Source organism: Stenotrophomonas sp. ASS1, from assembly GCF_004346925.1.
Classification (GTDB): domain Bacteria; phylum Pseudomonadota; class Gammaproteobacteria; order Xanthomonadales; family Xanthomonadaceae; genus Stenotrophomonas; species Stenotrophomonas maltophilia_A.
On record NZ_CP031167.1, the window covers coordinates 262,368 to 287,101 of the forward strand.

Annotated in this window: 22 protein-coding genes; 8 read left to right on the plus strand and 14 right to left on the minus strand. The window is 67.5% G+C overall.

The window, feature by feature from the left end; genetic code table 11:
• The first annotated feature begins 102 nt into the window (after positions 1-102).
• Both MG068_RS01210 and MG068_RS01215 read left to right on the plus strand, forming a co-directional pair.
• A complete protein-coding gene (locus tag MG068_RS01210; protein ID WP_132808866.1) occupies positions 103-1,035 on the plus strand; it encodes an MBL fold metallo-hydrolase in 933 nt (310 codons plus the stop codon).
• 105 nt (positions 1,036-1,140) lie between these two features.
• Positions 1,141-2,793 (plus strand): M28 family metallopeptidase, encoded by a 1,653-nt coding sequence (locus MG068_RS01215; RefSeq protein WP_132811093.1) that lies wholly within the window; start codon positions 1,141-1,143, stop codon positions 2,791-2,793.
• A 126-nt stretch (positions 2,794-2,919) separates the two neighbouring features.
• Here the strand turns inward: MG068_RS01215 and MG068_RS01220 are convergent, their stop codons facing one another.
• A complete protein-coding gene (locus MG068_RS01220) occupies positions 2,920-3,216 on the minus strand; it encodes a hypothetical protein (protein WP_132811094.1) in 297 nt (98 codons plus the stop codon).
• Positions 3,217-3,283: 67 nt separating this feature from the next.
• Positions 3,284-4,618: an MFS transporter gene (locus MG068_RS01225; protein ID WP_043035190.1), complete on the minus strand. Its 1,335-nt coding sequence runs from the start codon at positions 4,616-4,618 to the stop codon at positions 3,284-3,286.
• A gap of 223 nt (positions 4,619-4,841) precedes the next feature.
• Between MG068_RS01225 and yedA the strand changes: the two genes are divergently transcribed.
• Together yedA and rarD are read left to right on the plus strand one after the other, a co-directional pair.
• A complete protein-coding gene (gene yedA / locus MG068_RS01230; protein WP_132808868.1) occupies positions 4,842-5,747 on the plus strand; it encodes a drug/metabolite exporter YedA in 906 nt (301 codons plus the stop codon).
• Positions 5,744-6,640, plus strand: coding sequence for an EamA family transporter RarD (gene rarD, locus MG068_RS01235; RefSeq protein ID WP_132808870.1), 897 nt, complete (start codon positions 5,744-5,746; stop codon positions 6,638-6,640). Before yedA ends, rarD begins: the two co-directional genes overlap by 4 nt.
• Positions 6,641-6,758: 118 nt before the next feature.
• Here rarD and MG068_RS01240 read toward each other — a convergent pair whose 3' ends face one another.
• The 5 genes from MG068_RS01240 to MG068_RS01260 form a co-directional block, all read right to left on the minus strand.
• Positions 6,759-9,584 (minus strand): TonB-dependent receptor, encoded by a 2,826-nt coding sequence (locus tag MG068_RS01240; RefSeq protein WP_132808872.1) that lies wholly within the window; start codon positions 9,582-9,584, stop codon positions 6,759-6,761.
• Between the two features lie 426 nt (positions 9,585-10,010).
• A complete protein-coding gene (locus MG068_RS01245) occupies positions 10,011-11,333 on the minus strand; it encodes an ABC transporter permease (protein ID WP_132808873.1) in 1,323 nt (440 codons plus the stop codon).
• 13 nt (positions 11,334-11,346) lie between these two features.
• A complete protein-coding gene (locus MG068_RS01250; protein WP_132808875.1) occupies positions 11,347-12,504 on the minus strand; it encodes an ABC transporter permease in 1,158 nt (385 codons plus the stop codon).
• Between the two features lie 14 nt (positions 12,505-12,518).
• Positions 12,519-13,208, minus strand: a complete 690-nt coding sequence (locus MG068_RS01255; protein WP_049399872.1) for an ABC transporter ATP-binding protein — start codon at positions 13,206-13,208, stop codon at positions 12,519-12,521.
• A gap of 102 nt (positions 13,209-13,310) precedes the next feature.
• On the minus strand, positions 13,311-14,564 hold the full coding sequence (locus MG068_RS01260; protein WP_132808877.1) for an efflux RND transporter periplasmic adaptor subunit: 1,254 nt from the start codon (positions 14,562-14,564) through the stop codon (positions 13,311-13,313).
• A 202-nt stretch (positions 14,565-14,766) separates the two neighbouring features.
• Here MG068_RS01260 and MG068_RS01265 point away from each other — a divergent pair, with 202 nt between their 5' ends.
• Genes MG068_RS01265 through MG068_RS01280 form a run of 4 tightly spaced genes read left to right on the plus strand, consistent with a single transcriptional unit; the run spans position 14,767 to position 18,256 of the window.
• Positions 14,767-15,663 (plus strand): ABC transporter ATP-binding protein, encoded by an 897-nt coding sequence (locus tag MG068_RS01265; protein WP_132808879.1) that lies wholly within the window; start codon positions 14,767-14,769, stop codon positions 15,661-15,663.
• Entirely contained in the window at positions 15,660-16,436 is a 777-nt protein-coding gene (locus tag MG068_RS01270; protein WP_107431384.1) for an ABC transporter permease, read from the plus strand. The genes MG068_RS01265 and MG068_RS01270 overlap by 4 nt, the downstream gene beginning before the upstream one ends.
• Before the next feature lie 6 nt (positions 16,437-16,442).
• Positions 16,443-17,657 carry a sensor histidine kinase gene (locus tag MG068_RS01275; protein WP_121505145.1) on the plus strand — a complete coding sequence of 405 codons (1,215 nt, stop codon included), beginning with the start codon at positions 16,443-16,445 and terminating at the stop codon, positions 17,655-17,657.
• Positions 17,654-18,256 carry a response regulator transcription factor gene (locus MG068_RS01280; RefSeq protein ID WP_014645643.1) on the plus strand — a complete coding sequence of 201 codons (603 nt, stop codon included), beginning with the start codon at positions 17,654-17,656 and terminating at the stop codon, positions 18,254-18,256. The genes MG068_RS01275 and MG068_RS01280 overlap by 4 nt, the downstream gene beginning before the upstream one ends.
• A gap of 467 nt (positions 18,257-18,723) precedes the next feature.
• Here the strand turns inward: MG068_RS01280 and MG068_RS01285 are convergent, their stop codons facing one another.
• The 7 genes from MG068_RS01285 to MG068_RS01315 all read right to left on the minus strand — a co-directional run bounded on the left by MG068_RS01285 (position 18,724) and on the right by MG068_RS01315 (position 24,729).
• On the minus strand, positions 18,724-19,260 hold the full coding sequence (locus MG068_RS01285; RefSeq protein WP_132808881.1) for a cytochrome b: 537 nt from the start codon (positions 19,258-19,260) through the stop codon (positions 18,724-18,726).
• Positions 19,257-20,360: a catalase family peroxidase gene (locus MG068_RS01290; RefSeq protein WP_132808882.1), complete on the minus strand. Its 1,104-nt coding sequence runs from the start codon at positions 20,358-20,360 to the stop codon at positions 19,257-19,259. Before MG068_RS01290 ends, MG068_RS01285 begins: the two co-directional genes overlap by 4 nt.
• Positions 20,361-20,495: 135 nt before the next feature.
• Positions 20,496-21,863 (minus strand): leucyl aminopeptidase family protein, encoded by a 1,368-nt coding sequence (locus MG068_RS01295; RefSeq protein WP_049398105.1) that lies wholly within the window; start codon positions 21,861-21,863, stop codon positions 20,496-20,498.
• 3 nt (positions 21,864-21,866) lie between these two features.
• Positions 21,867-22,586 (minus strand): HAD family hydrolase, encoded by a 720-nt coding sequence (locus MG068_RS01300; protein ID WP_032128162.1) that lies wholly within the window; start codon positions 22,584-22,586, stop codon positions 21,867-21,869.
• Positions 22,587-22,617: 31 nt separating this feature from the next.
• Positions 22,618-23,727: an AI-2E family transporter gene (locus tag MG068_RS01305; protein ID WP_032128161.1), complete on the minus strand. Its 1,110-nt coding sequence runs from the start codon at positions 23,725-23,727 to the stop codon at positions 22,618-22,620.
• Positions 23,728-23,794: 67 nt separating this feature from the next.
• Positions 23,795-24,262, minus strand: a complete 468-nt coding sequence (locus MG068_RS01310) for a hypothetical protein (RefSeq protein WP_032128160.1) — start codon at positions 24,260-24,262, stop codon at positions 23,795-23,797.
• Complete coding sequence (locus MG068_RS01315) at positions 24,259-24,729, minus strand: phage holin family protein (RefSeq protein WP_132808884.1); 471 nt, start codon at positions 24,727-24,729, stop codon at positions 24,259-24,261. The genes MG068_RS01310 and MG068_RS01315 overlap by 4 nt, the downstream gene beginning before the upstream one ends.
• Positions 24,730-24,734: the final 5 nt, after the last annotated feature.

Below are 24,734 nucleotides of genomic sequence, written 5' to 3' on the forward strand. Positions count from 1 at the left end.
GCCGGCCGCTGGCCGGCACTACCCGACCAAAGCCGCATCGAACCCGGGCCGCCTGCGCGCCTACCATGGGGGTCTGTTCCCGATCCTGCCAGGTGCGTGCCGATGATCGCCGACCCCAGCATCCACACCATCGATACCGGCTTCCAGCGTCCCGACTTCGACGCGGCCTATCTGATCGTTGAAAACGACCGCGCCGCGTTCGTCGACTGTGGCACCGGCCTGTCGGTGCCGGCGATGCTGCAGGCGCTGGCCAACGCGGGTCTGGCCGTTGACGCGGTGGACTGGCTGCTGCTCACGCACGTGCACCTGGACCACGCCGGCGGCGCCGGCCTGCTGATGCAGCAGCTGCCCAACGCAAAGGCAGTGCTGCACCCGCGCGGTGCGCCGCACATGATCGACCCGACCCGGCTGATTGCCGGTGCCACGGCGGTGTACGGTGCCGAGGAAATCGCGCGCAGCTATGGTCGTATCAAGGCCATTCCCGAACATCGTGTGGTGGTGGCCGAGGACGGCCACCGTATCGACCTGGCCGGCCGCGAGCTGGTGCTGCTGCACACCCCGGGTCACGCGCTGCACCACTACTGCGTGTGGGATGCGCGCAGCCGCAGCTGGTTCACCGGCGATACGTTCGGCATCTCCTACCGCGAGCTGGACAGTGCGCGGGGTGCTTTCATCTTCCCCACCTCATCGCCGGTGCAGTTCGATCCGGAGGCGATGAAGGCCTCGATCCGGCGCATGCTCGATTACGCGCCGCAGGCGATGTACCTGACCCACTACGGACGTGTGGAACAGGTGCAGAAACTGGCCAACGACCTGTTCGAACAGATCGATGCGATGGCCACCATCGGCCGCCAGTGCGATGGCCGGCCGGACCGCCACCGCTGCCTGCTGGCCGCGCTGCAGGCGCTGTACCTGGAACGTGCACAGCTGCATGGCTGTGCGCTGGACGATGCAGCGGTGATCGCTGTTCTGGCGATGGACATCGAACTCAACGCGCAGGGCCTGGCCTGCTGGCTGGACCGCATCAGCAGGTAGACCCACGCCATGCGTGGATGACGTGGGCCCAGGCTGCGCCGTGATGTCACGACCACGTTACACTCTGGTGACTTCCAAGCTAGCCGTGGTACTGCCGTGAATCCGATGCGCGTGTTGCTGCTGTCGTCCTGCCTGTTTGTCGGTGGCCTGGCCCATGCGGCCAACGACCTCCCGGGTGGCGGCATCGATCCGCAGGCTCTGTCGCGGCACGTGCGTGTGCTGGCATCGGATGAATTCGAGGGCCGCGCGCCGGCCACCGAGGGCGAAGAGCGCACGGTGCAGTACCTGATCGAGCAGTTCCGCAGCTACGGCCTGCAGCCGGGTGGCGTGGATGGCAGCTGGGTGCAGCCGGTGCCGCTGGTGCGCGCGCAGCTGGACGGGCCGGCCAAGGCCAGCCTGTCGCTGAAGCAGGGCAAGCGCGCGCTGGCCAACGGCGTGGACGTGACCCTGCAGAGCCTGCAGCCGCGCAAGCACGTGCAGATCAAGGACGCGCCACTGGTGTTCGTCGGCTATGGCATCGACGCACCGGAACGCCGCTGGAACGACTACAAGGACGTGGACCTGCACGGCAAGATCGCCGTGGTGCTGATCAACGACGCCGATTTCGAGGCCGATGCACCGGGCGCGTTCGATGGCAAGGCGGTGACCTATTACGGACGCTGGACCTACAAGTTCGAGGAAGCCGCGCGCCGTGGTGCGGAAGGCGTGCTGATCGTGCACGAAACCGCGCCGGCCGCCTATGGCTGGGCCACGGTGAAGAGCTCGGGCACCTCGCCGCTGTTCGACATCGAACGCGGCCAGGCCGAGGCGATGGCGCAGCACACGCCGCTGCGTGGCTGGATGCAGCGCGAACTTGCCGAGGCGATCTTCGCCGACGCCGGCCTCGACTTCGATGCCGAGAAGCGCAAGGCGATGCGTGCCGACTTCCGCCCGGTGGCACTGGACAACGCGAAGCTGAGCGTGGATTTCGCGCTCAAGCGCGAGCAGGTGGTGACCCGCAACGTGGTGGCCAAGCTGCCCGGTGGTGAACACGCCGACGAGGCCGTGATCTTCTCCGCGCACTGGGATGCGTTCGGTATCGGCCAAGCCGACGCCAAGGGGGACCGCATCCGCCGTGGTGCGATCGACAACGCCACCGGCGTGGCCTCGGTGCTGGAACTGGGCCGCGTGTTCGCCGCCGGCCCGCAGCCGCAGCGCACGCTGTACTTCGTGGCCCTCACCGCCGAAGAGAAGGGCCTGCTGGGCGCCAGCTACTACGCCGCGCATCCGCTGGCGCCGCTGGACAAGACCGCTGCAGTGCTGAACATCGAGATGTTCAGCCCGGATGGCGCGACCCGCGACATCGCTTCGTGGGGCAAGGGCCGGGTGTCGCTGGAAGGCGATCTGGAACGCGTGGCCAAGGCCCGCGGTCGCAGCTACAGCCCGGACCCGAACCTGGAGGCCGGCTTCTTCTATCGCGCCGACCACTTCGCCTTTGCCCGCCTGGGCGTGCCGGCGATCACCATCGGCCCGGGCCTGGACAAGCTGGACGGCGGTGTTGAAGCCGGCCGCGCGCTGCGCGAGAAGTACTTCGCCGACTGCTACCACCAGGCCTGCGATGCCTGGACCCCGAGCTGGGATCCGAGCGGCCACGCGGCTGACACGCTGCTGGTCTACGACCTGGGTGCCGAGCTGGCCAACAGCCGCCGCTGGCCGACGTGGGAGAAGGAATCGGAGTTCCGCGGCGCGCGCGACAAGAGCGAAGCGGCCCGCCGTTGAGGTAGTGCCGGCCGCTGGCCGGCAACTCCCTGCTCTTTCCGGAGGTTCATGAGGTTGCCGGCCAGCGGCCGGCACTACCGAAAGAGGTGGCGTTGCCGGCCAGCGGCCGGCACGCCCGGGTATTCGTCAGCGCCGGCGCAGCAGCTTCCACGCACCCCAGCCACTGGCGGCGAGCGCTGCCAGATAGCACGCCACCATCGTGCGCAGTCCAACCGGCGACCCTGCATTGATGCCGCGATGCAGGCGCAGCTGCAGCGAGCTGTGGCCGCTGCCCAGGTCCAACGCCAGCTGCAGCGCCAGCGCGGCGCAGAACACCAGCAGGGCGACCCCGAAGCCGGTGCGTGGCCATGCGGCTTGTGCGTTGGGGCGGCGCAGCAGCCAGGCCAGTGCCGTGGCTGCGGCCAGCGCCGCCGCGATCCACATCAGTGGCGTGGCGGGAGATGCAGCGGCCACCGGCAGTGCACCGGTGGCCGCGATCACGGCAACGTGCTTACTTGCGGGTGCCGTCGAGCCAGTTCGGGCCCTTGTTGGTGAGGAAGAACACATAGACCACCAACGATACCGCGATCGTTGCGGTCACGTAGATGGCGAACCAGTCGACGTGGCCTGTCTTCAGCGCGCCCTGGTACAGCAGCGGGGCGGTGCCGCCGAACAGCGAGTTGGCCAGCGCGTAACCCAGGCCTACGCCCAGCGCACGCACGTGGGTGGGGAACAGCTCGGCCTTTACCACGGCATTGATCGAGGTGTAGCCGGTGAGGATGACGAAGGCCAGTGCCAGGGTCAGGAACGCCAGCGTGGCGTCGTGCTGGTGCGGCAGCTGGGTGATCAGGTACCAGCTGTACAGCACGCCGCCGACACCGAAGAACACCAGCAGGGTCTTGCGGCCGATGATGTCCGACAGCCAGCCGCCGACCGGCTGCAGCACCATCAGGAACGCCAGCACCCCCAGGTTGATCAGGGTGCCGGTCATCGGGTCGTTGCCCGCGAATGCGCTCTGGATCATTTTCGGGCCGTTCACCGAGTAGGTGTAGAAGGCCACGGTGCCACCGGCGGTGATCAGGAAGCACAGCAGCAGCGGCCGCCACTGGTGCACGAACAGCTCGTACATGGAGCCGGATTTCTGCGCCTTGCCCTCGCGCGCAGCTTCGATCGACGACTCCGACAGCGATTCGTCCATGCCGCGTCGCAGCCAGAACACCACCACTGCGGCGATGCCACCGATGCCGAAGGCGATGCGCCAGCCCCACTCGGAGATCTCCGGCTTGCCCCAGAAGGTCAGCATCAGCAGCAGGGTCAGCTGGGCCAGCACATGGCCGCCGACCAGGGTGACGTAGTGGAAGGAGGACAGGAAGCCGCGACGGCCGGGAATGGCGGCCTCTGACATGTAGGTGGCGCTGGCGCCATACTCGCCACCGGTGGCGAAGCCCTGCAGCAGGCGTGCGAACAGCAGGATGACCGCGGCCCAGATTCCGATGCTGGCGGCGGTGGGGGTGATGGCGATCAGGAACGAACACAGCGCCATCAGCGTGACCGAGACGGTCAGCGCCAGGCGGCGGCCATGGCGGTCGGCGAAGCGGCCGAAGAACCAGGCGCCGATCGGGCGCATCAGGAAGGTCGCCGCGAAGATCGCCCACACGTACATCGTGGAGTTCTTGTCATCGGGCGAGAAGAACTGCGATTCGAAGTACACGGCGAACACCGAGTACACGTAGACGTCGTACCACTCCACCAGGTTGCCGGCGGAGCCTTTGAGGGTGTTGGAGATCGACCTGCGCAGGGCAGCGCGGTCGTTCGCGGGTACGGCAGGTTGGGACGTGGTGCTCATCTGGGTGGGAATCCTCGATGCGGCGCGTCCGTGCGCAGGGAAAACGGCGCCCGGCCTTGGGGCGGCGCGGCCGGGCAGCCCTCTTGGTACTGCATCGGCCGTCAACACGGGGTAGCAGACCAGAGCAGGGTGCATGGATGGATGACAGCGTGCCACCGTCCGGGGTGCCGGACCATACTCAAAACGTCCTAGAATCCGCCTTCCCCCGGCTCCCTGGTGTGTCATGTCGGCTCCCCCCTCTTCGTCTGCGGCTGCCCCCCGGGGTGGCCTTGTCGCGCTGGCATTGCTGCTTGTCTACGTGGTCTGGGGCTCGACCTACCTGGGCATCGCCAAGGCCCTGCACGGCGGCGCGCTGCCGCTGACGATGGTTTCCGGCAGCCGGTTCATCATTGCCGGTGGCCTGATGTTCCTGGCCTTGCGCCTGTTCTGGAAGATGCCGAACCCGACCCTGCGGCAGTGGCGCAACCTGGTGGTGATGGGCGTGACCATGCTGGTGCTGGGCAACGGCATGGTGGTGCTGGCCGAGCGTGAGGTGTCCTCGGGCCTGGCCGCGACAGCGGTGGCCTCGGTGCCGCTGTGGATGGCGCTGTTCTCGGCGCTGCGCGGGCAGCATGCCAGCCGCGGTGAGTGGCTGGGCATCGCCATCGGCTTCCTCGGCGTGGTCTGGCTCAACGCCGGCAGCAGCCTGACGGCCTCGCCGACCGGGCTGGTGCTGCTGCTGATCGCGCCGATCGGCTGGGCCTTCGGTTCGGTGTGGGCGCGCGGGCTGGACCTGCCGGGCCCGTTCATGACCGCCGCCGGGCAGATGATCTGCGGTGGCGTGCTGCTGGTGCTGATCGGCCTGGCGGTCGGCGAGCGCCCGACCACGCTGCCCGATACCGGTGGCCTGCTGGCGATGGCCTACCTGTGCGTGTTCGGCTCCATCGTCGCGTTCACCGCCTACGTGTGGCTGCTGCAGAACGTGCGCCCCGCGCTGGCGGGCAGCTACGCGTACGTCAATCCGGTGATCGCGGTGCTGCTGGGCGCACTGCTCAACGGTGAACGCTTCGGCTGGCGCGACCTGCTGGCGATGGTGGTGATTCTTCTGGGTGTGGTGGTGCTGACGATGGCAAGGACGAGAAAGAAATGAGCATGGATGAGAAAGAACAACGCCGGGGCCTGCTGGTCACCGCGTCCACCTTCGTGATCTGGGGCCTGGTGCCGGTGTACTGGCACCTGCTCAACGAGGTACCCTCGTTCCAGATCATCGCCCACCGCATCATCTGGAGCACCGTGCTGGTGCTGGGCTGGCTGCTGATCAGCTCGCGCCTGGGTTGGTGGCAGAAGATCGCCGCACAGCCGCGCGCGCTGCCGATCCTGCTGGTGTCGAGCCTGACCATCGCCTTCAACTGGGGCCTGTACATCTGGGCGGTCAACGCCGGCCATGTCATCGAGACCAGCCTGGGCTACTTCATCAACCCGCTGGTGAACGTGCTGCTGGGCGTGCTGGTGCTGAAGGAACGCCTGCGCCGCCTGCAGTGGGTGGCGGTGGCAATGGCGGCGGTGGGCGTGGCCTGGCTGACCATCGATGCCGGTACACCACCGTGGATCGCGCTGGGCCTGGCCTGTTCGTTCGGCCTGTATGGCCTGCTGCGCAAGCTGGTTTCGGTCGACCCGGTGGCCGGCTTGGGCGTGGAAAGCATGTACCTGTTCCTGCCGGCGCTGGCCTTCGCGATCTGGGCCGAGAATGGCCACGGTGGCGCGTTCTTCCATGGCTGGGGCTGGCGCAACGACCTGCTGCTGATCTTCGGCGGCGCAGTCACCGCCGTGCCGCTGATCGGCTTCGCCTACGGCGTGAAGCGCATTCCGCTGTCGCTGGTCGGCATCCTGCAGTACATCGCGCCGAGCCTGCAGCTGCTGCTGGGTGTGTTCTTCTTCCACGAAACGTTCGACACCGCCAAGGCGATCGGCTTTGCCGCGATCTGGGCCGGCCTGGTGCTGTTCGTCGGCGACAACATCCGTACGATGCGCGCCAAGCGCTAGCGCCGCGTCCGCTCGGCTGACAGGTGTGCACAAAAAAGAGCGGCGCCCCGAGGGGCGCCGCTCTGCTTCCATCCACAGCCAGGAGAGAGTTGGCTGTGACGGGAACGCGGTTGCAGGCTTAGAAGCGCTGCTGGTACTTCATGTACATGAAACGACCGATATCGAAGCCACCGTAGTAGGTGAAGCTGCTGTTCGGCTGGCTGTACATGATCGGACCCTGGTGGTTGAACACGTTGTTCACGCCCAGCGACACGGTGCCGTCCCACGGCAGGCTGTAACGCACCTGCAGGTCGTGGAAGGTGTTGGAGCCCACCTTGTTGGTCGGCGATGCACTGGTGTACGACGAACTGAAGCCCGGCAGGTTGCACTCGTCCATGTACGAGCACTTCTCCTTCATGCTGGAGTAGTAGCGCGCGGTCCAGCCGATGCCGAGGTCGCCGTACTGCCAATCCAGGTTGAAGGTCGAGCGGACGCGGAAGTCGCCGCCCCAGCTGGTGCGCTGCTCCACCGGCGTGGTCGCGGCGTTGTCGTTGCGCTGCTTCAGGTAGTCGGTGTAGGTGGTGTTCCAGTTGACGGCGAACTGGCCGAACGTGGTTTCCGGCAGGCGGTAACGCACGTTGATGTCATAGCCGGCGGTTTCGCGGAAACCGGCATTGACCAGCGAGCGGTCCAGGCTGTTGACCTGGCCGTTGCTGCCACGGGTGAAGCGGCCACAGGCGGCGTCCGAACCCTGCACATAGCACTGCTCGAGAATGCTGTTGGTGGTCTCGGAGACGATGGCGTTGTTGATGCGGATCTTCCACCAGTCCAGGCTGACATCCAGGCCGGCCACGAAGTCCGGGCTGTACACCAGGCCCACGGTCCAGGTCTTGGCGGTTTCCGGCTTCAGCGCTGCGTTGGAACCCGAGTTGAAGTCGACGGTCGACTGCTGGCCCGGCTTGGTGGCAACGGTGCCATCGCTGTTGAGCTGGCGGAAGTTGGCCGGCACCTTCAGCGCCTGGCAACGGGCAGCAACGGTCGGGCTGGTGGCCGCGGTACCGAATGAGGTATCGCACGGATCGGTGAACGAATCGCGGGTGCTGACGGTACCGCCGTACAGGTCATCCACGGTCGGCGCACGGAAGCCGGTGCCATAGGTTGCGCGGACCAGCAGGCTGTCGATCGGCTTCCACTTCAGGCCGAACTTGCTGTTGGTGGTCGAACCGAAGTTGTTGTAGTCCGAGTAGCGGCCGGCCACGTCCAGCGACAGCTCGCGGGCGAACGGCAGGTCGGCCAGCAGCGGCACCTGCAGCTCCAGGTAGACCTCGTTGAGCGAGTAGTCGCCACGGGTCGGCTGGCCGCTGGTGCCGGTAATCTCACCCTTCTGCACCCGCATGTCCGGGGTGTAGCTGGCTTCTTCGCTGCGGTGCTCGAAGCCCATCGCGCCCATGATGTCGCCGGCCGGCAGGGTGAACAGCGAACCGGAGATGTTGGCGCTGGCCACCTTGGTGGTGCTCTTCATCTTGTCGACGAAGCGGGCGAACAGGTAGTCCTGTACGTCCTGGTTGCTCAGCGAGCCAGGGCCGGTATAACCCATCGGCGCAGCCGGGTTCCACGGCACGCAGCCGGCGATCACCGCACCCGGTGAGCCGCAGCGGGCCACGTTGCCATCCATGAAGGACGGGCCGACGGCCTGGTTGACGTGCGGCTGGTACATGCTGCCGGTACCGATGCGCTCGCCTTCATTGCGGTTGTACATGTAGCTGACGTTCCAGTCCCAGTACCGCGAACCGGTTTCGAAGCTGCCTTCCAGGCCGATGCTGGCGCGCTTGGTCTCCAGATTGTTCTCGGTGCCGCGCGGCAGCTCCTCGGAGCGGTGCGCGAACAGCACATCCTGGCCCCACAGGTTGAACGTGCTGTCCTTGGACAGGGCGGCACGGCTGCCGTTGCGCGCCTGCGCGGCGCTTACCGAGTACGGGTAGCCGGCTAGCTGCTTGGTCGATTCGCGCTTGCTGTACAGCGCGTCGGCGACGATGCGCAGGTCGTCGGTGATCGAGAAGCCGCCGTTGGCGAACACCGAGGTGCGCTCCAGGCCGGTCAGCAGGCTCATGTTGGTCTTGCTGTTGGCACCATCGGCCGGATCCGGCGCGTGGAAGTTGCCCTTCTGGCTCGGATCGCCGCCCGGGCCCACGGTCAGGTTCTTGCCACCCACGGTGACGTAGCCCCACGGGGTATTGCCGTTCAGGTTGTCGGTCGGGTGGCGCGGGCCGTTGGGATAGCGGCTGAACTCGCGATCCTTGCCCAGCACTTCGTCTTCCTTGGTGCGCTCGGCACCCACGGTGAACCAGCCGCGGTCGAAGGTCTTGCCGAAGGTGGCGCTGTAGGAACGCTTCTGGCCGTCACCCTGGCCGTACTGGCCGACGTAGACGCTGGCTTCGCCACCATCGAAGTTCTTGCGGGTGATGATGTTGACCACGCCGGCGATCGCGTCCGAGCCATACAGAGCGGATGCACCGTCGGTCAGCACTTCCACGCGCTCGACGATGGCCGACGGGATCGAGGCCAGGTCGGAGTAGCCGCCGGCGCTGACGCCCATGCGGCGGCCGTCGATCAGTACCAGGCTGCGTTCCGGGCCGAGGTTGCGCAGGCTGACGTACATGCCGCCGAAGTCGCGCGAGGAGGTCAGCGAAGACGCGCGGCTCATGCTCGGCGAACCAGCAGCGGGAATGTCCTGCAGGATGTCGGCGACGTTGACGTAGCCCTTCTTCTCGATCTCGGCGCGGTTGAGCGCGATCACCGGCTGTGCGGTCTCGACACTGGCCTGGCGGATGCGCGAGCCGGTGATTTCGATGCGGTCGAGAGTGGTGGTGGCGTCGCCGGTGCTCTGTGCGAAGGCGGGGGTGGTGCAGCTGGCGGCCAGCGCGATGACGATCGCGTTGCGCAGCGGATTGGTTTTCAGGGACATCCGTGAAATCTCGTGCTTCAGAAAAAACATGCGCCCGTTCTGTGGGCGCGTGGGGTGCTGCAAACCAACGTGGGGGCGCGATTCTAGAATGTTTCCATTCGTAACTGTTTATCGCTGTGCCGCGGATGTGCGCGAAAATGAATCGCAACCAACAATCCACAGATGTGATGTGCGCAACGTCACGTGCGTTGCGTTGGCGATGGGCAGAGGCATCGATAGCGGCGGATTTCCCGCAATCTGTAGCAGTGCGTGTGTGCAGGCATCCATCCACGCATGGCGTGGATCTACTGGACGTACTGGTTCATCACCAAGCCCGGCTGCATCGCCCTGAGTAGATCCACGCCATTCGCGGATGACGCGCAAGAAAAAGGGACGGAGCGTTCGCTCCGTCCCCTGCGTGATGCGCAGTCTGTCGCTGCGTGATGCTCAGGTTTCGCGCAGCGCCGTGGTGATGGGTAAACGTGCCGCGTGCAGCGCCGGGAACAGGCCGCCGACCAGGCCGATGCCCAGCGCCCATTTCAGGCCGGTCCACAGCAGTTCCGGCGACACATGGAACTTGAACACCACTGCGCTGAAGTTGCTGCCGATGGTGGACACGCTGTAGCCATTGAACAGCAGCCATGCCACTGCGCAACCGAGCAGGCCGCCGAGCAGGGCCAGCAGCATCGTCTCCAGCATCACCGCCGTCACCACCGGCAGGCCGCGGAAGCCGATCGCGCGCATGGTGGCGATCTCGCGCGCGCGCGTGGCCACTGCTGCATACATGGTGTTGAGCGCACCGAACACCGCACCCACCGCCATGATGGTGCCGATCACCTTGCCGAGGATGTCGATCAGCTTGGTCAGGCCACCGCCCTGCTTGCTGTAGTACACGCGGGTGGTTTCCACGTCCAGTTTCAGGCGCGGGTCGGCAGCGACGGCGGCCTTGAACTGCTCGAAGCCGGGCTTGCCATCGGTGCGCACGCTGATCGACTGCCACGCACTGCGCTGGTAGGTGGTGGCCAGCGTATCGGCGTCGGTCCACAGTTCCGAATCGTGTGCATCGCCGGTGGCGAACACACCGACCACGGTCCAGGTCTGGTTGCCCAGCGTCAGCGTCTTGCCAACGTCCAGATCGCGGAACTGGCCCTTGGCGCCCTGGCCGACCACGATCTCGCGCAGGCCGGTGGCGAACGTGCGGCCTTCGACGATCTTGACCTTGTCATGCACCGCCCACGCCTGCGGGCCGACGCCGCGGAATTGCGCATTGACGTCGGTACCGTCGGACTTTGACACCAGGTTGACCACCTGCGACAGCTCCGGTGACAGCAACGGCCGGCCTTCGGCATCGCGGCTGATGCCGGGCAGGGTGGACAGCGTGGGTACCTGCTCGCGGGTGATGACCGAGTTGGTTTCGGCCTGCGAGCCGCCACGCAGCACGATGGCAGTGGTGTCATCGCCGGTGTTGTTGAGCGTGGCCTGGAAGCCTTCGCCCATCGCCAGCATCGCCACCAGCACGCCGACCACGCCAGCGATGCCGACCACGATCACCGAGGACGCGCCCCAGCGCTGCGGCAGGCTGGCCACGCCGATGCGGGTGGCGGCCAGTGCAAGTCGCCCACCGCGGGTCAGCAGCAGCCACAGTGCCACCAGCACGGCCACGGCCAGCACGCCGATCCACGGCAGGCCGATCCACAGCACCAGGCCGAGCACCAGCAGCAGCACCGTCACGCCGTTGCCCAGCCACTTCTTGAGTTTGCTCTTGAACATGTCTGCGTTCTCCTCAGCGGCCGGCCAGTGCGTCGACGATCTTCAGGCGCTTGGCACGCAGCGCCGGCAACAAGCCGACGATGATGCCGATCACCACGATCAGGCCCAGCCCCATCAGCCAGGTCGGCGTCGGCACGTGCGGCGGCAGCATGCCGATGCTCTTCGGGCTGATGACCGGCAGGATCAGCGCGGCTAGGCCCATGCCGATCAGGCCACCCAGGCCGATCAGCAGCACCGACTCCACCATCACCAGGGTCAGCACGGTGCTGTCCTTGAAGCCCAGCGTCTTCAACGTGGCCAGTTCGGGCACGCGCTCGCGCACCGCCTGCGCCATGGTGTTGCCGGTCAACAGCAGCAGGGTGAAGAACACCGCGCCCATGATCGACGTGACGATCATGCCGATGTCGGCAAACTGCTTGACGAACGCCTGCTGGAACGCCGATTCGGTCTGGGTCTTGGTCTCGTGGTCGGAGTTGGCCGAGATCGCATCGATGGCCTGCGCCACCCGCGAGGACTGGTCCGGGTTGTCCAGCGTCACCGTGTACCAGCTCACCTGGTTCTTGATGTAGTCGTTGGATTCATCGAAGTACTTCCAGTTCATCATCAGCTGGCGTTCTTCGTTGGCGGCCAGCGCACGGTCCTTGGAGCGGTAGATGCCCTTCAGCTCCAGCGGCCAGTCGTTGCTGCCGCCACGCGGGAAGATGGTTGCCTGCAGCGGGATGGTGTCGCCGATCTTCCAGCCGAACTGCTTGGCCAGGGTCTCGCCGACGATGGCACCGGTGCGGGTCTGTTTCCAGTCCTCCAGCTGTGCCGGATCGATCTGCAGCTCGCGGTAGACATCGAAGTAGTTGGGTGACACCGAGAAGTTCGGGAAGAAGTTCTTCGGGTCCTGGTAGATGCCGCCGAACCACATGCCGTAGGCCACGTCGCGCACGCCGGCCACCTGCCGCACCTGGGCTTCCAGACGGATCGGCAGCGACTGGGTGATCGACAGCCGCGAGGCGACCACCAGCCGGTTGGCGCCTTCCACGCTGCCGCCGGAGGTGAATGCCACGCGTACCGAATCGAGCATGCCGAACAGCAGGAACGCGGCCACCACCGAAAGCAGGGTCAGCAATGTACGGGTGCGGCTGCGGAACAGCTGCGCCCACACCAACGAGAAATATTTCATCGCCGTGGCCTCCGTCAGTGGGCCAGCGGCGCGTCGGCCAGCTCGCCCTTGTCCAGGTGTACCGTGTGCGTGGCGTACTCGGCGGCCTTCGGGTCATGGGTGACCATGATGATGGTCTTGCCGTGCTCGCGGTTGAGCTGCTGCAGCAGGCCGAGGATTTCCTCGGCAGACTGGCGGTCGAGGTCGCCGGTCGGTTCGTCGCAGATCAGGAAAGTCGGGTCGGAGACGATTGCGCGCGCGATCGCCACGCGCTGCTGCTGGCCGCCGGACAGTTCATTCGGGCGGTGGCTGCGGCGGTCGGCCAGGCCGACCAGGGTCAGCGCGATCTCGGCGTTGCGCTTGCGCTGCGCCGCATTGAGATGGGTCAGCAGCAGTGGCAGTTCCACGTTCTTCTGCGCGGTCAGCATCGGCATCAGGTTGTAGAACTGGAACACGAAGCCGACGTGGTGGCTGCGCCAGGTCGACAGCTGGCCGCCACTCATCTGGTCGATGCGCTCGCCTTCGATGCTGATCTCGCCGCCGCTGGGGTTGTCCAGGCCGCCGATCAGGTTGAGCAGGGTGGTCTTGCCCGAGCCGGACGGGCCCATCAGCGCAACGAAGTCGCCGCTGGCGATGTCCAGGTCGATGCCGTGCAGCACCTGCACTTTCTCGGGGCCACGCTGGTAGGTCTTGGTGATGTTGCGCAATGAAACCAGGGTCGACATGGGTGGTTCTCCACGGAAGGCGGGAAACGGGGAAGCGCACCTGCGGTGGCCGCAGGCGTGCGTCGAGCGGTGTTGCCGGCGGCGCCCGCAGGCGCCAGGCCGTTACTGCGCTTGTTTCTGTTGCACCTTGGCGCCGTCGCGCAGGGTGTCCGGCGGGTTCACCACCACCGATTCACCCGCGCTCACGCCCTTGAGGATCTGGCGATCCTTGCCCATCGCCTGGCCAGCCTCGACCGTGCGCTGCTGCACGCGGCTCTCGTCACCCAGCACGAAGGCCACCGATGCGCCCTCGCGCTGGACCACGGCGCCACCTGGCACGCGCACGCCTTGCGGCTTGGCGGCCGCCTGCGGCTGTGCCTGTTCCAGGAAGCTGACCCGCACGCCCATCTCCGGCACGATGCGCGGGTCCTTCACCTTCAGCGCCACGCGTACTTTCACCGTGGCCTTGCCGCGGTCGGCGGTGGGGATGATGGCGATGACCTCGCCGGGAATCTTCCATTCCGGGTAGGCATTGAGCGTGGCTTCCACCGGCATCTTCGGCTGCACGCGGCCGATGAAGGCTTCGCCGACCTCGACTTCGATCTCCAGCGAGTCCATGTCGACGATGGTGCCGATGCCGGTGCGGGTGAAGCCGCCGCCGGCCGACAGCGGCGAAACGATTTCGCCGGGCTGCGCAGCCTTGGCGGTGACCACGCCGGAGAACGGCGCGCGCACGATGTTGTTGTCCACGCCCAGGTCGGCGATGGCCAGCTGGTCGTTGGCCACCTTGACGTTGCGCTGTGCGGTGTCCAGCTGGGCACGCAGGCTGTCGCGCTGGGCCACCGCCTGGTCGTACTGCGAGCGCGACACCAGCTGCTGGCCGACCAGTGCCTGCAGGCGGCTGGCTTCGGCGGCGGCCTGCTTCTGCTGTGCCTCCAGACCGGCCACCTGGCTGCGTGCGGCCTGCAGCTGCGAGGCATACAGGCTGCGCTGCGCGTCGGCATCGATCGGGTCCAGCGTGGCCATGATCTGGCCCTGCTCCACGCGCATGCCTTCCTCGATCATCACCTCGCGAACCTTGCCGGTGATCTTGGCCGAGACGGTGGCCATGCGCCGCGCAACTACATAGCCGCTGGCGTCGAGCACCGAACTGCTGGCGTTGCCCTGCTGGATGGCCACCGCAGGTGCGGTTTCCACGTCTACCGCCGGCGTACGCCCGAACAGGGCGAAAGCGACAGCGGCCAGCAGCAACACGACCACGATGATCGCGATCCACAGCCAGCGGCGGCCACCACCACTGCCACTCCCTCCGGAGGCGGGCGGCGGGGACTTGCGGTCGATACGGAGTTCCTTCAACAGCTCGGCAGAAGCGTTCATTCGTTCCATCACAGGCGTTCGGGCGGGTGTGACCGGAAGGGCGGACGGCGGCGGTTCCGGCGGTGGAGCGTGCGGCACAGCATGAAGGCAGGCACAGCGATGACGGCAGTGACAGCTGTCACCCGATGACACTGACGGCGGCAACTGCGAAATGTGACCACGGCGGCACAGGATGGCAACGTCCCCGCTACCGGTACCGCCCATGGATCCGATCGCCCCGTCGCTGGCCCGCCTGCAGCAGGTGCAGGTGCGTTACCGCGACCATACCGCCCTGCATGGCATCGACCTGCAGGTACGCGCTGGCCAGGTGCTGGCGCTGCTGGGCCGCAACGGTGCCGGCAAGAGTACCGCGATCAGCGTGCTGTTGGGTCTGCGCCGCGCCGACGCCGGACAGGTCGAGCTGCTTGGCGGTGACCCGCAGCAGCGCGCCAGCCGTATCGGCCTGGGCGTGATGCTGCAGAGCACCAGCCTGCCGCCGATGCTGCGGGTGGACGAACTGGTGGTGCAGGCCAGCGCCTGCTATCCCGACCCGATGCCGCTGCAGGAGGTACTGCAGCGCGCCGGCCTGCAGGCGCTCGCGCGCCGCCGCTATGGCCAGCTCTCCGGCGGCCAGCAGCGTGCCGTGCAGTTCGCCATCGCCCTGTGTGGCCGCCCACGCGTGCTGTTCCTGGACGAGCCCACCACCGGCCTGGACATCCAGGCGCGGCAGGCGATGTGGCAGGCGATCCGGCAGCTGGTGGCCGAAGGCTGTGGTGCGCTGCTGACCACCCATTACCTGGAGGAAGCCGAAGCGCTGGCGCAGCAGGTGGTGGTGCTGGAGCAGGGCCGGGTACTGGCCGACGCGCCGCTGAGCGAGCTGCGCCTGGCCGATCGGCCGCGCCGCATCCGCTGCCGCAGCGGGTTGCCCATTGCGGACGTGCAGCAGTGGCCGGGCGTGCAGCAGGTGCAGCGCGACGGCGAGCACCTGCAGCTGCTGGCGAGCCCGGCCGAGCCGGTGGTGGCACGCCTGCTGGCCGCCGACGCGCAGCTGCGCGAGCTGGAAGTACAGGGCGCGGCGCTGGCCGACGCCTTCCTCGACATGACCCGGGAGGCCGCATGAACACCCTTGTCCGTACCACCGGATTGCCGCTGCCTGCATGGCGCCAGGCACTACGTCCGTACCGCGCCGAGCTGATGGCCGAACTGCGCCGCGCCTGGCGCACGCCGGCGTTCGCGGTGCCCTCGTTGCTGTTCCCGGTGCTGTTCTATCTGCTGTTCGGCGTGCTGCTGGGGCGTGGTCACGCGCCGCTGTACCTGCTGGCCACCTACTGCGTGTTCGGTGCGATGGCCCCGGCCCTGTTCGGCTTCGGCGTGCAGCTGGCGCTGGACCGGGAAGGCGGCCTGCTGACCCTCAAGCGCGCGCTGCCGATGCCGGCGGCGGCACCGCTGCTGGCGCGGCTGGCGATGGCGGTGATGTTCGCGCTGCTGGTGGCGTCGTTGCTGATCGGCGTGGCGTTTGTGCTCGGTGGTGTGCAGCTGCACGCCCTGCAGGTGCTGCAGCTGCTGGCGGTGGCGGGCCTGGCGGCGCTGCCGCTGGGGGCGATCGGCCTGCTGATCGGCAGCCATGTCAGTGCCAGCGCGGCACCGGCGATGGTCAACCTGGTCTACCTGCCGCTGGCCCTGCTGTCGGGCCTGTGGCTGCCGCTGTCGGCGCTGCCCACGCTGTTCTCGACGATGGCCCCACTGTGGCCGACCTGGCATCTGGCGCAGCTGGCGCTGCCGGTGGTCGGGCTGCCGTCGGTGGGCAGCGTGGCCGGCCATCTGCTGGTGCTGCTGGCGGTCACGGTGGTCGCGCTGCTGCTGGCACGCCGTCGCCTGCGCCGGATCGGCTGAACTGGCATGATCGGCAGCGATCGTCCTCGCCTGGATTCTCCCGTGTCGTCGAGCTGGCTTGCGTCCCTGCTGCGCCCCGCACCGGATTCGGCGGTGGCCGAGCTGCTGCGACGTGGCAAGTCGCCCTGGAGCGGAGCGATCCACCTGCTGTGGTCGGTATGGATCTTCCTCACCCCGGTGCTGGGCAATGGCTTCACGCTGCGCTGGCTGCTGCTGACCCTGCTCAGCTATCCGTTGTTCCTGCTGCTCTATGCCAGGGTGATGCTGTCGCCACGGCACCATGGGTGGCGCTATGCGCTGGGCATGATCGTGCTGGCGCTGGTACTGCTGCCCTGGTACCCCTCGGGACTGAGCTACTTCGTGTTCGGCTGCGTGATGATCCGCATGAGCGGGCGCAGCAGCTGGTGGGCGTACCTGCTGCAGCTGACCGCGCTGAACCTGCTGTTCTGCGGCACCGCGCTGTACTTCGGCTATCCGTGGCAGGCCATGGTGTGGATGCCGGCGGTGTCGTTCATCGTCGGGCTGGTGGTGAACGTGGAGGCCCTGAGCCAGCAGCGCGACGTTGCCCTGCAGCTGTCGCAGGACGAGGTGCGGCGACTGGCCACCACCGCCGAGCGCGAGCGTATCGGCCGCGACCTGCACGACCTGCTGGGGCACACGCTGTCGCTGATCACGCTGAAGCTGGAGCTGGCACGCAAGCTCTACGATCGCGATGACGCGCGTGCACGGCAGGAGATCGGCGAGGCCGAGGACATTGCACGCGAAGCGCTGGCACAGGTGCGCAGTGCAGTGACCGGCATCCGCGCCAGTGATCTGGCGGGGGAACTGGCGTCGGCGCGTCTGCTGCTGGAATGCCAGCAGGTGCACCTGCAGTACACGGCGCCGCCAGCGATGCCGGTGGAGGTGGAACGCGGGCTGGCGCTGGTGTTGCGCGAGGCCGCCACCAACATCGTGCGCCATGCGCAGGCGACCCGGGTGCAGGTGGATTTCATGCTTGAGGACCGACAGTTGGAGATGCAGATACGCGATGACGGCCGTGGCGGCGTGCAGGCCGAGGGCAATGGGTTGAGTGGCATGCGTGAGCGGGCCGCAGCACTGGGTGGCCAGTTGACGCTGCAGTCGCCGCGCGGGGCGGGCACCGTGCTGACGGTACGCGTGCCGTTGATGGCCGCGACCACGCCGCTGTCGCCCACGTCGTTGGCGCAGGACGGTGCCGCATGATCCGCATCCTGCTGGCCGAAGACCAGGCCATGGTTCGCGGTGCGTTGTCGGCGCTGCTCGGCCTGGAGCCGGACATCGAAGTGCTGGGCAGCGCCGCCGATGGCGAAACCGCGTGGCGGATGCTGCAGCAGCTGCAGCCGGACATTCTGGTCACCGACATCGAGATGCCTGGCTTGTCCGGTCTGGAACTGGCGCAGCGCATCGCCCGCCACGAACTGCCGATCAAGGTGGTGATCGTGACCACCTTCGCCCGCGCCGGTTTCCTGCGCCGCGCGCTGGAAGCTGGCGTGCTGGGCTACCTGCTGAAGGACGCACCGGCCGAGAACCTGGCCGATGCCCTGCGCAAGGTGAAGCAGGGCATCCGTGCGATCGACCCGCAGCTGGCACTGGATGCGTGGTCGCAGGCCGACCCGCTGACCGACCGCGAACGCCGCGTGCTGCGGCTGGCGGGCGAGGGCCGTACCGCCAGCGAGATTGCCGAGCAGCTGGGGTTGTCGCACGGTACGGTGCGCAATTACCTGTCCGAGTGCATCGGCAAGCTGGGTGTGGCCAATCGCATCGAGGCGTACCGGCTGGCGCGGCAGAAGGGGTGGTTGTAGGGGCGGCCTGCTGTTCCCAATGATGTCGTTTCCGCGACCGCGGGTGGGTGTCACTTTCTTTGCTCGTGCAAAGAAAGTAACCAAAGAAACACGCCGCCAGAGCGCGAGCCGGTGCTACGCACCGGTGCCCTGCGCTTCTCGGGGAATCAGGGGACGGCGCCGAACTCGCTTCGCTCAAACACCGGCGCCTCTACGCCCCTGATTCCCCTGCGATGCTCGGCTCGCTAGAAGGCGGACCCAACGTCAAAAGCCACAGCTGCACCCAGTAGATCCACGCCATGCGTGGATGCTGTTGCTCTTGATCTTGACCTTCCAGTCCGCCTTCAAGCGAGCCGAGCACCGGAGTGCGAAGCACGCCGGCTCGCGGCCGGCGGAGCGTTTCTTTGGTTACTTTCTTTGCGCGCAAAGAAAGTGACACCCCTCCGCAGTCGCGGAAACAATCCGCCGGGAACGCCCGGCGAACCCTTTCAATCCTTCCCGCGCGCCATCGCCTGGAACACGCCATCGCGCCGCACCCACAGGTGGAACAGCGCCGCACCCACATGCATCAGCACCGTGGCGAACAACACATACGCCAGCAGGCTGTGCGCGTTGCGCAACGCGGCATACAGCGCCGGGGTATGCGGCACGATCGGCGGCAGGTGCAGGCCGCCCCAAAGCACGATCGGGTAACCGCCGGCCGAGAGCATCGCCCAGCCGATCAGCGGCATCGCCAGCATCAGCCCGTACAGCATCCAGTGCGACGCCTTGGCCGCCATCACCTGCCACACCGGAAGATCCGCCGGCAGTGGCGGCGGGCGATGGCGCAGCCGGTTGTACAGGCGCAGCAGCACCAGTACGCCGATGGCGATGCCCAACGGGCGATGCAGATCGATCAGCATCGGCCGCAAGTGCAGCGAGGCGACCATGGTCACGCCGATGAACAGCATGGCGATGATCATCAGTGCCATGGACCAGTGCAGCACGCGCGCGAGCAGGTTGAAGTGGCCGTTGCCGGTGCTCATCGTGCGGCCTCCTTCGGTTGCTCGACGTTGCCGGTGGCGCGCTCGCGTTCGCGGCGGTTGAAGGATTGCGAATACACCGCCGAGCGGGCCGCCAGGATCGGATCGTCACTGCCACGCACGCCACTGGGCAGGATCAGCGGATCGAAGTTGATCTGGCCGCACGCGCCTTGTTCCTGCGACTGCATGCGGTCCAGGCTGAGTACGCCGGCCACCACCTGATCACGCGATTCGGGCCACGGTACCGACGGATCATCGATGGCATCGCCAGGCTCGGCGGTGGTCACGACCAGGTTCCAGCGCACCGGGCCGCTGGCCAGGCGCTGCTGCAGTTCCTGGCTGAGGAAATCGACGCTGGCCTGCTTGCGGGTTTCCGCATCCATCTCCACCACCGGCGCCTGCGGCTGCCAGCGCCAGCGCACCGCGCGCTTCTGGCCCTGCGCGTTGGTGAACCAGAAGCTGTTGACGCTGTTGAAGGTGGTGTCGGCCCAGCTGCTGGTCCACGGCGCGGTCTTGGCCCACTGCTGGAAGGCCTGTGCACTGGGGTATTTCGCCAGCACCGCGGCCATCTTCTGCGGGTCGGGCTTGCCGGTGGTCGGGTCCGGGATGGAGGCGCGCGTCTGCTCGTAGAACGCCTCGGCGTTGGGCACGGCGAAGAACGGGAAGCTGTTCATCGCCATGCGCCATTCCTGGCCATCATCGCTGACCATCTGTACCGCGAGGCTGCGTACGCGTGCGGTGTTGTCGGCGCCGTAGGGGTCGCCGCCGCCGATCGACAGGCGACCCATCACCGGCACGCGGCGCTGCGAGAACACGCGGGCGCTGGACAGGGTGGGGGCCTGCGCACTGGGTTCGAACCAACCGCTTACACACACGCCCTTGCTGTGCGCACGGCGGAAGCCCGGATGGGCCGGGCCGGTGGCCTCGATTGTGTCGGTGAAGCGCTGCGCGGTCAGGCGGCCGCCAATCCAGCCGGCCAACCAGGCGAAGGCCAGCGCCACCGCACCCAGAATGAGTGCGATCAGTGCGATCCAGAGCAGGGGGGAATGCTTGCGCGGCGCGCCCGGTGTCTGGCCGGCGCGGGTGTAGCGGAAGAGCGACATGGTCGGAGTCCTGCCTTCACGGAGCGTGTGGGTGGTCGACCCACACATCCTCGCAGAACCCTTCCAGGCCCGGTATTCAATTTTTCGTCAAGTTTGCCGGGGACGGCGTGCCGACCAAGGTCGGCACCCACCCGATCAGCTGTAGCGCTGCTTCAGCATCGCCCACGCCGAGCGCAGCGCCAGCGCTTCGCCGCCAGCCGGCCGGCCCGGGCGTTCGCCGTCGTTCCAGGCATACACGTCCAGATGTGCCCAGCGCTGGCCGTCTTCCAGGAAGCGTTCGAGGTACAGCGCGGCGGTGACCGAGCCGGCCATGCGCGAGCCGGCGTTGGCCAGGTCGGCGATGCCGCTGCTCAGGTAACGCAGGTAGGGGCGCCACAGCGGCATGCGCCAGACCGGGTCGCGGGTCGCGTCGCCGGCCTGCAGCCACTGCTGGGCCACGCTGTCGTCGTTGCTGAAGAGCGCCGGCAGGTCCGGGCCCAGCGCGATGCGCGCAGCGCCGGTAAGGGTGGCGAAGTCCAGTACCAGGTCCGGCTTCTGTTCGCTGGCGAAGGTCAGCGCATCGCACAGGATCACGCGGCCTTCGGCGTCGGTGTTGTCGATCTCCACGCTCAGGCCCTTGCGGGTGGCGATCACTTCGCCCGGGCGGAAGGCATCGGGGCCGATCGCGTTTTCCACCGCCGGCACCAGCAGGGTCAGGCGCACCGGCAGGCCGCGCGCCATCACCAGGCCTGCCAGGGCCAGTGCATGCGCGGCACCGCCCATGTCCTTCTTCATGTTGCGCATGCCGTCGGCCGGTTTGATGTCCAGGCCGCCGGTATCGAAGCACACGCCCTTGCCGACCAGCACCAGTGCCGGATCGGTGTCCTTGCCCCAGCGCAGCACGACCAGGCGCGGAGCGCGGTGCGAGGCGCGGCCGACGGCATGGATGGCCGGGAAGTTCTGCTTCAGCAGTTCATCGCCGGTGATCGCCTCGACCTGCGCACCGTGCGCATCGGCCAGCGCGCGCGCGGCGTCTTCCAGCTGCTGCGGACCCATGTCTTCGGTCGGGGTGTTGACCCAGTCGCGCACGCGCAGGCTGGCGGCGATCAGGTCGGCCACTTCGCCGGTCGGCTCAGCCACCAGGCGTGCCGGTGCACGGTGGCGCTTGCGGTAGCGATCGAAGCGGTAGCTGCCCAGGCCCCAGCCCAGCTGCAGCAGCGCCAGTTCGGCGGCCGGCAGTTCGCTGGCCAGCTGCCACACGCTGCCTTCCGGCAGCGCGTGCGGGGCATGCGAGTAGCTGTAGGCATCGCCACGATCACCCACGCCGATCACCGCACCGGCCAGGCCATCGGCGCCGGGCAGCAACGCCGTGGTGAAGGCACCGGCGGTGAAGCCCTGCGACGCCAGCCATGCCTGGGTGGCGGCCGGCTGGCCGTCCTTCCAGGACGCGAACTGCTCGCGGTCCAGCACGTACAGCGGCAGTGCTGCGGCGGTGTCGGCAGTGAAACCAGTGATCTCGCTCATGCGTCAGGTACTCCGGGGTGCGGCAGCGTCGAGGTTGGCATCCAACCAGTCGGCCAGGCCGGTGAGGGTGTCGAACTGCAGGTCCGGCTGCAGCTGCGGATGGGTCCAGGTGGCTGCTTCGCGGTTGATCCAGCAGCCGCGCAGGCCGGCGGCGATCGCCCCGGCCACGTCCATTTCGGCGTGGTCGCCGACGTGCAGTACCTGCGCCGGCGCAACACCCAGGCGGGCGCAGGCGGCGTGGAAGATGCTCGCCTCCGGCTTGGCCGCGCCGTGTTCGCGCGCGCCCAGCTGGAAGGCGAAATGATGGGCCAGGCCGATCCGCTCCAGATCGGCATTGCCGTTGCTCAGCGCCGCCACCGGCACCCGCGCGGCAATCCGCGCCAGTGCGTCGATCGCATCGGGGTAGCACTCGACCTGGTTGCGCGCGGCGAAGAACACGTCATACGCCGGCTCCAGCAGATCCAGGCTGGCACCACTGGTGTGCAGCGCTTCGTGCAGGGTCAGCCGGCGCAGTGCGCTCAGGTCGTGATGGAGGTGCGGATGGGCGTGGTACAGGCGCTCGCGCAGTTCGCGCATCGCCGCCACCGGATACATCTCGGCCGTGGCGGGGCTGTGTTCACGCATCCACTCGTGCAGGACCAGGTCGATGCGGGCGCCGATCGGAGCGAACGGCCACAGCGTGTCGTCAAGGTCGAGGGTGATGGCTTGGACGGGGAAATTCACTCCGCCATTCTACCCCTGCCCGCGCGGGCTTTCATTCCAGCAGACGCGCCCAGCCCTGCATCCCGTCCAGCCGCGCCAGCACCAGCTTGATGCAGACCAGCAGCGGCACCGCCAGCAGCAGCCCGATCATGCCCCAGGCCCAGCCGAACACCATCAGCGCAAGGATCAGCACCAGTGGCGACAGTTTCATGCGACGGCCCAGCACGATCGGGGTCACCATCTGCCCTTCCAGGGTGTGCAGGCCCAGGTAGGCGGCGGCCGGCAGCAGGGCCTGCAGCGGGTCGCGGAATTCCACGAAGCCCATCAGTAGCATCAGCGCCACGCCGATCAACGGACCCACATACGGAGCGAAATTCAGCAGTGCGGCCACCGTGCCCCACAGCAACGCTTCCTGCAGGCCGATGCCGAGCAGCATCAGTACGCCGGCGAACACCAGCCCGACCAGGGTGTTGATCACGCTGATGGTCAGCACATAGCGCGACACCTCGCGCTCGATCGAACGCAGGATGTCACTGGTGAAGCGCTGCTGCTGACGGTTCGGGAACAGGGCGATCGCCGCGCGTTGCAGGCTCTGCCCGTAGATCATGAAGAACAGGGTCAGCAGCACCACCGCCAGCACCGAGGCGGCCAGCCGCGGCGCACGGGTCAACATGCGGTACGGGTCATCGAGCTGGGCGCGGATCACCTGCACCTTGCGGTTGCTGTCGCCACCGGCAACACGGGCGAAGTTCTCCGCAGCCTGGTTGGCCTGCTGCACCGGCTTGGTCAGGTCCTGCACCTGGCGGGCGATCTTGCGCAGCTGCTGCGGTGCTTCCTGTGCCCATTCCATTGCCGGGCCGATCAACTGCACCGCCAGCGAACCGGTCACGCCCAGGCCCGCGCCGAGGATCAGCAGAGCGCCCAGCGCACGCGGAATCCACAGCTTCTGCAGCAGGCGCAGGATCGGATTGCCGACCAGTGCGAAGAACATCGCCAGCAGCACCGGCAGGATGATGTCCTGTGCCGCCCACAGTGTGTAGCCCACCGCCAGGGTCGCCAGCACCACCAGCGACATCGGTCCGCGCGGACGCGACGGTGGCGGCAACGGGGCGTCGGGCTGTTCGGGGCCGGCCGGTGACGGGGACAGGAGGGACTCGCTCATCGACGCACCAACCGGGAAGGGGAGCGCATTATCCGCCGGCCGCGATCGGCGCGGCGGATTCCATGGATCAACGTTCGGACAGCTCGGTAGCCGCTTCGGCCGGACGCGGTCCGCGCGGGTCTGGTTCCGGCTCTGGCTCCGGCACGGAGCGTGGAGCCGGTGCCGGCCGTGGCTCGGCAGCGGAGGCCGCCGCCTGTGCCTGTTCGCTGGCTTCGTCGGCTTCCTCAGCCGCGTCGTCGGCAGTGGCTGCGGCCTGCGCCGCCATCGCCGTGGCGAACGCCGCCTGTGCACTGGCGAACAGGTTCGAGACCGAACCCACCATCTGCAGCCAGCGGGCACCGTTGACCTTGCCCGGCACTTCCAGCTTGCCGGCGATGAAGCCACCGGCCAGGCCGACCACCACGATGCGCAGCGGCGACCAGCCCTTTCGCCAGACGTCGCTGAGCGTGGACCAGTGGTCCTGGGTTTCGCCCAGGCGCACGGTCACCACTTGTTCGCAGCGTTTCACACGCCGTTGCAGCGCGCCGAACTTCATGGCTTGCCCTCGGGCAGCTGCACTTCGGCATCGGGATCGTCTTCGCTGGGTTCGTCGAACAGGCCCAGGCGTGACAGCTGGCGCCGGGTGGCGTGCATGCCGGTGTGGTGGAAGAAGTAGGACACCCGCCAGATCGCATAACCGGTGACGGCCAGGCTCAGCAGCGAGGTGATCAGCAGCGCCTGCAGCCAGCTCAGGCCCCAGCTCTGCAGCAGGGCGATGAGGGTGGCGGCCATCAGCAGCCAGGCCGAGGCACCGAACACGATCGCCACGCCGGCCCAGGCCAGCGCGCGACCGAATGCACTACGCGCCAGCGCGAAGTCGGCCGAGGCCAACCGGCGCAGCGAGCGCAGCGTGTGCTTGGCAGAATCGGCAGCGGCACTACCGGCCGCGCCGACCTGGCGGATGCTCTCATCCAGCGGCGGGGTAGCCGCCGGATCAGGCGCTTGCGCGTTGTCTTCGCTCACGCCGC